Origin of the sequence: Rheinheimera sp. (assembly GCF_036568245.1) — a bacterium.
In the GTDB taxonomy this organism is placed as follows: domain Bacteria; phylum Pseudomonadota; class Gammaproteobacteria; order Enterobacterales; family Alteromonadaceae; genus Alishewanella.
The window spans coordinates 1-8,762 of the sequence record NZ_DATCSY010000068.1; the positions used below are offsets into that span (position 1 = coordinate 1).

An 8,762-nucleotide genomic window follows, 5' to 3' on the forward strand; every position below is an offset into this window, starting at 1 on the left:
GGCTTGGTATCTTTACTGCCGCGCCAGCCGGAAAAAATATTGTGGCTGCCTGAGCTAAACACCGCCAGCACTTTGTAACTGCTGGCCATGGCGTTGTACAACTCAAACCTGTCTTGTGGCGATGAATAAAAGCCCGGTACCCGAATTTCATCTTCGGTGGTGGTGATATGCAAGGTGGGGATGCTCACGTCAGCCAGCACTTTATCCAGCGACTGATTGTTATAAAAAGGCGGGGCTGAAATTAAAATAGCCGCTTTGATGCGATCGTCTTTCAAGCTGACCAGGCTGCCGTTTTGCTCAACTTGCGCACCGCTTAATAGCATTGAGGTATTGGCGCCATACGAGTGGCCGGCCATCACTATAGTTTGGTTATCAAAAGCTGCGGCGTGCTCTGACGACAGGATCTGGTCCAAAGCAAACTTCACATCCTGCACTCTGGCTAGCGCCTCGGTAGTATCTGCCGCGTCCATCAGGCGAAAAGGTAACATTAGCCTGCTGCCGCGCCAGACTTTTCTGTCGCTGCCGTCATGCTGAACATGCAAGCTGGCATAGCCCTGACTGGCCCAATATTGGCCGAGGTAAGCGTAACGCTCTTTTGAACCACCCAGGCCATGTGAAAACACTATTAATGCGCTGGCTTTTTGCTGACGCGCAGGTTTAAACAGCAACGCCGGTACAACGCGTTCTCTACTTTGGTCCAGCCAGTTAAAACTGATTTCCTCAATATTTAGCCACAAGCGCTCAGCGACTTCCGCCGAGTACTTTACCGAAGGCAAATTCAGTTGCTGTTGCCAGACAACAGTATCGGCTACCGGTTTTTGCGCGCATCCGGTTAAAGAGATAAGCAAAGCAACAATAAATGCGGCAGCGCCTGCTGTTTTAATGATGATATGAGAGCGCATAAAAAATCCTATTTTCTAAAACTGAGCCAAAACCAACCCGTTTAATACGTTGAAAAGTGGTTTAGGGTTTGGTTTCAGGTTATTACACGCTAACAGTATTCGGATAAACAGTAAAAACGAAAAGTGGTGAAAGTGATATGACGCCGGCTAATGGCAGCTTTAAGCAGCAACTGGCAGCTTTAACGGGGCGAGGGCAGCGGCTACTGCAATTGCAACTGCCGCTGCTAGTCAGATTTAGTGCTTATCGTGATACAGCTCACAGGCTTCCAGCGTATTTTCTATTAAACTGGCCACTGTCATCGGGCCTACACCGCCCGGAACCGGGGTGATATAGCGCGCATGTTTTACGGCGGCCGCGTATTCGACATCGCCCACCAGTTTGCCGCTGTCCAGCCGGTTAATGCCTACATCAATAACCAAAGCGCCGGGTTTTACCCAGTCACCGGGAATAAACTCCGGCCGGCCAACGGCGACAACCAGTAGATCTGCACGGCGTACCTGCGCTTCCAGGTTCTTAGTAAACTTGTGGCATACCGTAGTGGTGCAACCTGCCAGCAGCAGCTCAAGAGCCATTGGCCTGCCTACAATGTTAGAAGCACCGACTACAACGGCATCCATCCCCTTCACGTTTACGCCGGTGCTTTGCAGCAGGGTCATGATGCCTTTGGGCGTGCAGGAGCGCAGTGCAGGCATGCGCTGTGCCAGACGGCCAATATTATAAGGATGAAAGCCATCAACATCTTTATGCGGCGTGATGCGCTCTAAAATGGCAGATGAATCCAACCCCGCCGGCAATGGCAGCTGCACCAGAATACCGTCGACAGTATCGTCATTGTTCAGTTTATCAATCAGTTCAATCAGCTGCTGTTCAGTGGTATCGGATGGTAGATCGTATGAAACCGAATGAAAGCCGACTTCCTCACAGGCTTTACGCTTACTGCTTACGTAGACCTGAGAAGCGGGGTCTAACCCTACCAATACCACCGCCAGGCCGGGTGCGCGTCTGCCTGCTGCAATACGGGCGCGAACCTGAGCGGCGACTTTATCTTTTGTTGCCTGAGCAACAGCTTTGCCATCTATAATCTGTGCGGTCATCTGCTTACATCTCTGCCATATTTTCACTGCCGGCTATTTTCGCACAGCTATTGTCTGAACACCATCCTGCACCAGTTCTGAGGCAATAGGTTCAAATAATAGGCAATCAGTTGATAACTGCAAAAAAAGGTTTGACGCTATAGCGCCCCGGCTGTAATATTCCGCCCCGTTGCAGCAGTGCAGCGAAGTCGGTGATTGGCGCAGCTTGGTAGCGCACTTGGTTTGGGTCCAAGGGGTCGCAGGTTCAAATCCTGCATCACCGACCATTAGTTTACAGCTTGGTAGGGCTTTCGATTGTGCGCCCGTAGCTCAGTTGGATAGAGCAACGGCCTTCTAAGCCGTGGGTCATAGGTTCGAATCCTATCGGGCGCGCCATAACAAGCGCAAAACAGTTTCAGTGGTGGTTGTAGCTCAGTTGGTAGAGCCCCGGATTGTGATTCCGGTTGTCGTGGGTTCGAGCCCCATCATCCACCCCATCTCTTTTCTGTATAGTCGGTGATTGGCGCAGCTTGGTAGCGCACTTGGTTTGGGTCCAAGGGGTCGCAGGTTCAAATCCTGCATCACCGACCATCTAATTACTACAAATGCTTTCGTCTTCTCTAAAGCGCTCAGCTGATTAAAGGCTGTATGCGAAAAACAAAGTTGTTCCCTTTTCTTTAAACCTTAATGTATGCTGAACGCAGCTGTTATATTAAGGAAGATACCCGTGATTATTGCCGAAACTTCGCGTCTGCGTGTTCGCCATCTTACTGCTGCTGACGCTGCTTTCACCTGTAAACTACTGAATGAACCGTCATTTATTGAAAATATTGCTGACCGTGGCGTACGTTCAGAGTTGGATGCTTTGCATTATCTGGCTGACGGACCAATAAAAAGCTATCAGCAGTACGGTTACGGCTTGTTTATTGTCGAACAGTGCAGCACTGCAGAGCCTATCGGGTTTTGTGGCTTATTGTTTCGTGATTTTTTGCAGGAGACAGATATTGGTTTTGCGTTTCTGCCAAAATTCTGGGGACAAGGCTATGCCTTTGAGGCAGCATCGGCGGTGATGCATTTTGGTTACAGTTCGTTGAAGTTAAAGCGTATAGTCGGCCTGACAAGTGCAGGAAACACCTCGTCTATCAAATTGCTGAGTCGTTTAGGGCTGCAGTTTGAAAAGATGGTTAAAATGCAACCATCTGAAGAATATGTACAACTTTATTCCTGAGCAAAGCTGTAATTTAATTACAGATTTCGTTGCTGATACTACCAATTTTGCTGTGTATGATGGTTATTCATATTTATTATAGTCTTTTATAATCAGCTAATTGTGTGGCAATGATTGCAAGAGGTTATTGTTGAAACTGTAACTTGAGTGGTGCCGGGTTACAGTTTTTGCTATTATAGCCGCCGGAACAACCATTGGAGGAGTTATGATTAACCCATCCTGGCGCCGGGTCGTGCTTAAAGTCGGCAGTGCCCTGATCGCGCCGGACAACCAGGGGTGTAGCGAACAGTATTTGCGTCCCATCGCCGAGTTTATCCGGCAATGCCGACTACAGGGTCTTGAAGTGATCCTCGTCTCATCAGGTAGTGTGGCGGCAGGCCGCCATCATTTTAACTTTCAGCATCAACGGGTACCAATTGCACTGAAAAGAGCGATGGCTGCTGTTGGACAAAGCGAATTAATGAATTTTTGGAGCAATTGTTTTGATTTTCCGTGTGCACAGGTGTTGCTGACGCATGGTGATCTGAGCGACAGAGTGCGCCATGTCAATATTCAAAATACGCTACGCAGATTACTCGACCATAATGTACTGCCAATTGTTAATGAAAACGACACTATCGCCACCGATGAAATTAAAGTGGGTGATAATGACAATCTTGCCGCTATGGTCGCAACGGTTGCCAATGCAGATGCATTGATCATTTGCTCTGATGTGGCTGGTTTGTACACTGCCGATCCGAATAGGGATCCAAATGCAACGCTGATCCCCGTAGTAGAACGAATAAGCCCTGAAATCTACGCTCTGGCAGGAGGCGCCGCCTCCAAAGTGGGCACCGGCGGTATGCGGACCAAAATTGAAGCGGCAGAGAAAGCTGCGGCTCACGGCATTGATACTGTCATTATTGATGGTCATCAGGAATATAGTTTTCAGTGTATTTTAGCGGGCAATAATCCTGGCACCATTTTTCATGGTCATGCTAAACCGCTGTCGGCTAAAAAACATTGGGTACGCCATACGCTGCGTGCTAAAGGTGAGATCTGGGTCGATGACGGCTGTATTGAGGCGCTTTGCCAGCATGGAGCCTCACTGCTTTGCAGTGGTATAGTGAATATCAGCGGCGAGTTCGACTCTGGTGATGCTGTACTGGTGCGTTGTGCGGTAGGTAAACGTAAAATAGCAAAAGGCGTCAGCCGGTTCAGTGCCAGCGAGCTATTTTCAATCAAGGGCCAGCAAAGCCGGGATATTGCTTCTTGTCTGGGCTATTGCCCGACAGGCAGTGATGCCGTTATTCATCGCAGTGAAATGATGTTACTGGAGAGAATATGAGTACCGATATCGCAGCAGATATTGCTGCAAAAGCGTCGCATGCGGCTAAAGCTGTGGCGAATTTAACGACTGAGCAGAAAAATTTTGTGCTGCAGAGTATGGCAAATCATATCCGCTCAGCCAGCGAGATGATTCTTGCCGCAAATGCCGATGAAGTGGCAACCGCCAGTGCTAACGGCACAAGTGCCGCTATGCTTGACCGCCTAACCCTGACAGCAGAGCGTATCAATGTCATGGCGCAGGCGATTGAACAGATTATTAACTTGCCAGACCCGGTAGGGGCCACCCGCCAGATTGAACGGCGGCCAAACGGTATTAATATCGAAAAACGCCGTATTGCGCTGGGTGTGATATGTATGATTTACGAAGCACGGCCAAACGTCACTGCTGATGCCGGTGCTTTGTGTTTTAAATCAGGCAATGCCGTTATTCTGCGCTGCGGCCGTGAAGCTATTCAAACCAGCCTGGCGATAGCGAAAGCGATGCAGCAGGCGTTGCGGGAACACCAGTTGCCAGACGAAGTGATAAGTATAGTGCCGGACCCTGATCGGGATTTGATGTTGTCACTGTTAAAGCAGGACAACTATATCGATCTGGTAATACCGCGTGGTGGGGAAGGCCTGATTCGCTTTGTTACCGAGCACAGCCGGATTCCGGTAATCCAGCATTTTAAAGGCGTATGTCATTTGTACGTTGACCAATCAGCAGATCTGCAAATGGCAATAGATTTGTTGCTCAATGGCAAGGTGCAACGTCCTGGCGTATGTAATGCGCTGGAAGGCTTGTTGGTAAATAAATATATTGCCGCCGATTTTTTGCCAATGGTTGCTACGGCGCTGGCCAAGCATGATGTGATAGTACATGCCTGTAAGCACAGTATTGGCTATTTTGCTAATGCGCAGGCTATTGCAGATAATGATTTTGGCCAGGAATATCTGGCACCGGAAATAGCGGTTAGAGTTGTAGATGATCTTGACGCCGCAATGGCACATATTGATCAGTTTGGCAGCCAGCATACGGAAGTTATCTGCACCGCAGATCAAGCCAATGCAGACCGTTTTATTCGTCAGGTAGATTCTGCCGTTGTCATGCATAATACATCGTCGCGGTTTTCCGATGGCGGGGAGCTGGGCTTGGGTGCTGAAATAGGTATTTCAACCAGTAAATTGCATGCATACGGACCGATGGGGCTTGAAGCCCTGACAACAGAGAAATATGTTGTCACAGGTAACGGCCAGACCCGCGGCTAAAAATATTTACTGTCTTTGACACAAAATCAGACTGACGCAACCTGTGTAATTTGCTGATCAGGTTGCGTTTTTTCATATCAAACACAGCTGCATAAATGGGCTTTAGTTAAGGGCTCGACGCCAGACATTTACCCCGCTATAATGCCGCGTCCTATTTTATTACAGGTCTGGTTCAGTGCTGCGTTTTTGATACCAGATCATATTAGTAAGGCGTTTGTTATGCGCCTGTATTTTGAATTTGAGGTAACAAGATGCAAGTTTCCGTGGAAACCACTCAGGGTTTAGAGCGCCAGTTAACAATCACCGTACCGGCCGACAAAATTGATGCAGAAGTAAAAAGCCGTTTACGTGATCTGGCCAAGCGTCAGCGTATCGACGGTTTCCGTCCGGGTAAAGCCCCGGTATCACTGATCCAAAAACGTTACGGCATGGCAGTACTGCAGGAAGTCGCTGGCGAGCAAATGCAGCGTCATTTTTACGACGCCATCATCGAGAATAAACTGACTCCGGCCGGCTCTCCTACTTTTGCTCCTGGCCAACTGGCACAGGGTAAAGATCTGGAGTTTAAAGCGACTTTTGAAGTGTATCCGGAAGTTGAAGTTAAGAACCTGGACAAAATCGAAGTAAATAAACCAGTAGTAGAAATTGCAGACGCTGATCTGGACAAAATGCTGGATACACTGCGCAAGCAACATGCGAAATGGGAAGAGAAAAAAGGCAAAGCTGCCGCTTCTGATCGCGTGGTTATCGATTTCGTTGGCTCAATTGATGGCGAAGAGTTTGAAGGCGGTAAAGCCAGCAACTTCAGTTTAGAGCTGGGCCAGGGCCGCATGATTCCGGGTTTTGAAGATGGCATCGTTGGTAAAAAAGCCGGTGAACAGGTTACTGTCGATGTAACATTCCCGGAAGAGTACCACGCTGAGAATTTAAAAGGTAAGGCCGCAAGCTTTGCTGTTACCGTTAATAAAGTTGAGCAGCAGGTATTACCTGAACTGAACGACGAGTTCGCAGGCTTATTTGGTTTAGAAACGGCTACTGTTGACGCGCTGAAAGTTGAAGTGCGCAAGAACATGGAGCGTGAACTGAACCAGAATATTAAAGCAAAAGTAAAAGATCAGGTTATCAAAGGTTTGTTGGCCAACAACGAAGTTGACGTGCCTAAGGCGTTAATTGCAGGAGAGGTAGATGTACTGCGTAAGCAGGCTCTGCAGCGTTTTGGCAATAACTTAGATCCTAAGCAACTGCCAGAACTGCCAGCGTCGCTGTTTGAAGAGCAAGCGAAAGACCGCGTGAAAGTAGGCCTGTTGCTGGGCGAAGTGATCAAAACCAATGAACTGAAAGTTGACGACAAGAAAGTTCAGGCGTTGATCGAAACTGTTGCATCTGCATATGAAGATCCACAAGAAGTTGTACAGTACTACAACAGCAATAAAGAATTATTGCAGAGCATGCGTAACGTTGCACTGGAAGAGCAGGCAATAGATGTCATTCTGGCCGGCGCGAAAGTGACTGAACAAAAAGCAGCTTTTGACGAGATAATGAACCCGCAAGCAGCCAACTAACGTTGACTTATGTCGGCTTGACGGCTTTAATGGCTCGGACAACTGTTCGGGCCATTTTATTTTCTGCAACAATAAAACCAGCCATTTAGAGGGAACCCTATAATATGTCTATGCCGCAACATCTGAATGACATAGTAAACGCTCTGGTACCAATCGTTATTGAACAAACTGCCAAAGGCGAACGCTCGTTTGATATATACTCACGTTTGCTCAAAGAGCGGGTAATATTCTTAACTGGTCAGGTCGAAGACCATATGGCCAACCTGATTGTGGCGCAATTATTGTTCTTAGAATCAGAAAATCCGGAAAAAGACATCTATATTTATATCAACTCACCTGGCGGTTCTGTCACGGCCGGTTTATCGATTTACGATACGATGCGTTATATTAAGCCGGATATTGCGACAGTATGTGTGGGACAGGCAGCCAGCATGGGCGCGTTTTTGCTATCTGGTGGTACCAAAGGTAAACGTTATTGCTTACCAAATGCCAGGGTAATGATTCACCAGCCTTTAGGCGGGTTTCAGGGGCAGGCAACGGATTTTGAAATTCATGCCCGTGAAATTTTAAGTATCAAAGAAAAATTGAATCGTCTGATGGCTGAGCACAGTGGTAAGAGTTACGAGCAGGTTTGTAAAGATACTGAACGCGATAACTTTTTAAGTGCACAACAAGCCTTGGATTATGGCCTGGTAGATGCCATATTAAGTAGCAGAGACGCGAAATAATCATATAAGGCAGCCCGGTCAATCGGGCTGCATCGTAGTGAAAGAGGTAGTTACATGTCTGATCACCGCACTGACGGCGATAAGAACGGTAAACTGTTGTACTGTTCTTTTTGTGGCAAATCACAGCATGAAGTGCGTAAGTTGATTGCAGGCCCACAGGTTTACATTTGTGATGAATGCGTTGATTTATGCAATGACATTATCCGTGAGGAAATTAAGGATATTTCTCCGAAGCGTGATGCCGATAAATTGCCGGTGCCGCGGGAGATCCGCAACCACCTCGATGATTATGTAATCGGTCAGGATCACGCCAAGAAAGTATTGGCAGTTGCCGTATACAATCATTACAAACGCTTGCGTAGTGCTCAGCATAAGCAGGATGTAGAGTTGGGCAAAAGTAATATTTTGCTGATAGGCCCAACCGGTAGTGGTAAAACCTTACTGGCCGAAACGCTAGCCAGATTGCTGGATGTTCCGTTCACCATGGCAGATGCGACTACGCTGACAGAGGCGGGTTATGTCGGAGAAGATGTCGAAAATATCATCCAGAAGCTATTGCAGAAGTGTGATTATGACGTTGAGAAGGCGCAGCGTGGCATCGTTTACATTGATGAGATAGATAAGATCTCACGCAAGTCTGATAACCCGTCAATTACCCGGGATGTGTCAGGTGAGGGTGTACAACAGGCAC

General features: G+C 47.8%; 8 protein-coding genes and 4 tRNA genes. 10 read left to right on the forward strand and 2 right to left on the reverse strand.

Features of this window, described 5'->3' with window-relative positions:
• On the reverse strand, positions 1–902 hold a 902-nt coding region (locus VIN66_RS03020), incomplete at its 3' end, for an alpha/beta hydrolase family protein (RefSeq protein ID WP_331922613.1).
• 234 nt (positions 903–1,136) lie between these two features.
• Complete coding sequence (folD, locus tag VIN66_RS03025; protein ID WP_331922614.1) at positions 1,137–1,997, reverse strand: bifunctional methylenetetrahydrofolate dehydrogenase/methenyltetrahydrofolate cyclohydrolase FolD; 861 nt, start codon at positions 1,995–1,997, stop codon at positions 1,137–1,139.
• A 189-nt stretch (positions 1,998–2,186) separates the two neighbouring features.
• Between folD and VIN66_RS03030 the strand changes: the two genes are divergently transcribed.
• The 10 genes from VIN66_RS03030 to clpX form a co-directional block, all read left to right on the forward strand.
• Positions 2,187–2,263 (forward strand) — tRNA-Pro (locus VIN66_RS03030).
• 32 nt (positions 2,264–2,295) lie between these two features.
• Positions 2,296–2,372 (forward strand) — tRNA-Arg (locus VIN66_RS03035).
• 25 nt (positions 2,373–2,397) lie between these two features.
• Positions 2,398–2,473: transfer RNA gene (locus tag VIN66_RS03040), tRNA-His, on the forward strand.
• Between the two features lie 17 nt (positions 2,474–2,490).
• A tRNA-Pro gene (locus tag VIN66_RS03045) sits at positions 2,491–2,567 on the forward strand.
• A 136-nt stretch (positions 2,568–2,703) separates the two neighbouring features.
• A complete protein-coding gene (locus VIN66_RS03050) occupies positions 2,704–3,204 on the forward strand; it encodes a GNAT family N-acetyltransferase (RefSeq protein ID WP_331922615.1) in 501 nt (166 codons plus the stop codon).
• A 205-nt stretch (positions 3,205–3,409) separates the two neighbouring features.
• Positions 3,410–4,531 (forward strand): glutamate 5-kinase, encoded by a 1,122-nt coding sequence (proB, locus tag VIN66_RS03055; RefSeq protein ID WP_331922616.1) that lies wholly within the window; start codon positions 3,410–3,412, stop codon positions 4,529–4,531.
• Positions 4,528–5,781, forward strand: a complete 1,254-nt coding sequence (locus VIN66_RS03060; protein WP_331922617.1) for a glutamate-5-semialdehyde dehydrogenase — start codon at positions 4,528–4,530, stop codon at positions 5,779–5,781. The genes proB and VIN66_RS03060 overlap by 4 nt, the downstream gene beginning before the upstream one ends.
• A 251-nt stretch (positions 5,782–6,032) precedes the next feature.
• On the forward strand, positions 6,033–7,343 hold the full coding sequence (tig, locus tag VIN66_RS03065; protein ID WP_331922618.1) for a trigger factor: 1,311 nt from the start codon (positions 6,033–6,035) through the stop codon (positions 7,341–7,343).
• Between the two features lie 104 nt (positions 7,344–7,447).
• A complete protein-coding gene (gene clpP / locus VIN66_RS03070) occupies positions 7,448–8,071 on the forward strand; it encodes an ATP-dependent Clp endopeptidase proteolytic subunit ClpP (protein ID WP_331922619.1) in 624 nt (207 codons plus the stop codon).
• A gap of 54 nt (positions 8,072–8,125) precedes the next feature.
• The coding region (clpX, locus tag VIN66_RS03075) for an ATP-dependent Clp protease ATP-binding subunit ClpX (RefSeq protein ID WP_331922620.1) at positions 8,126–8,762 on the forward strand (637 nt) is incomplete at its 3' end.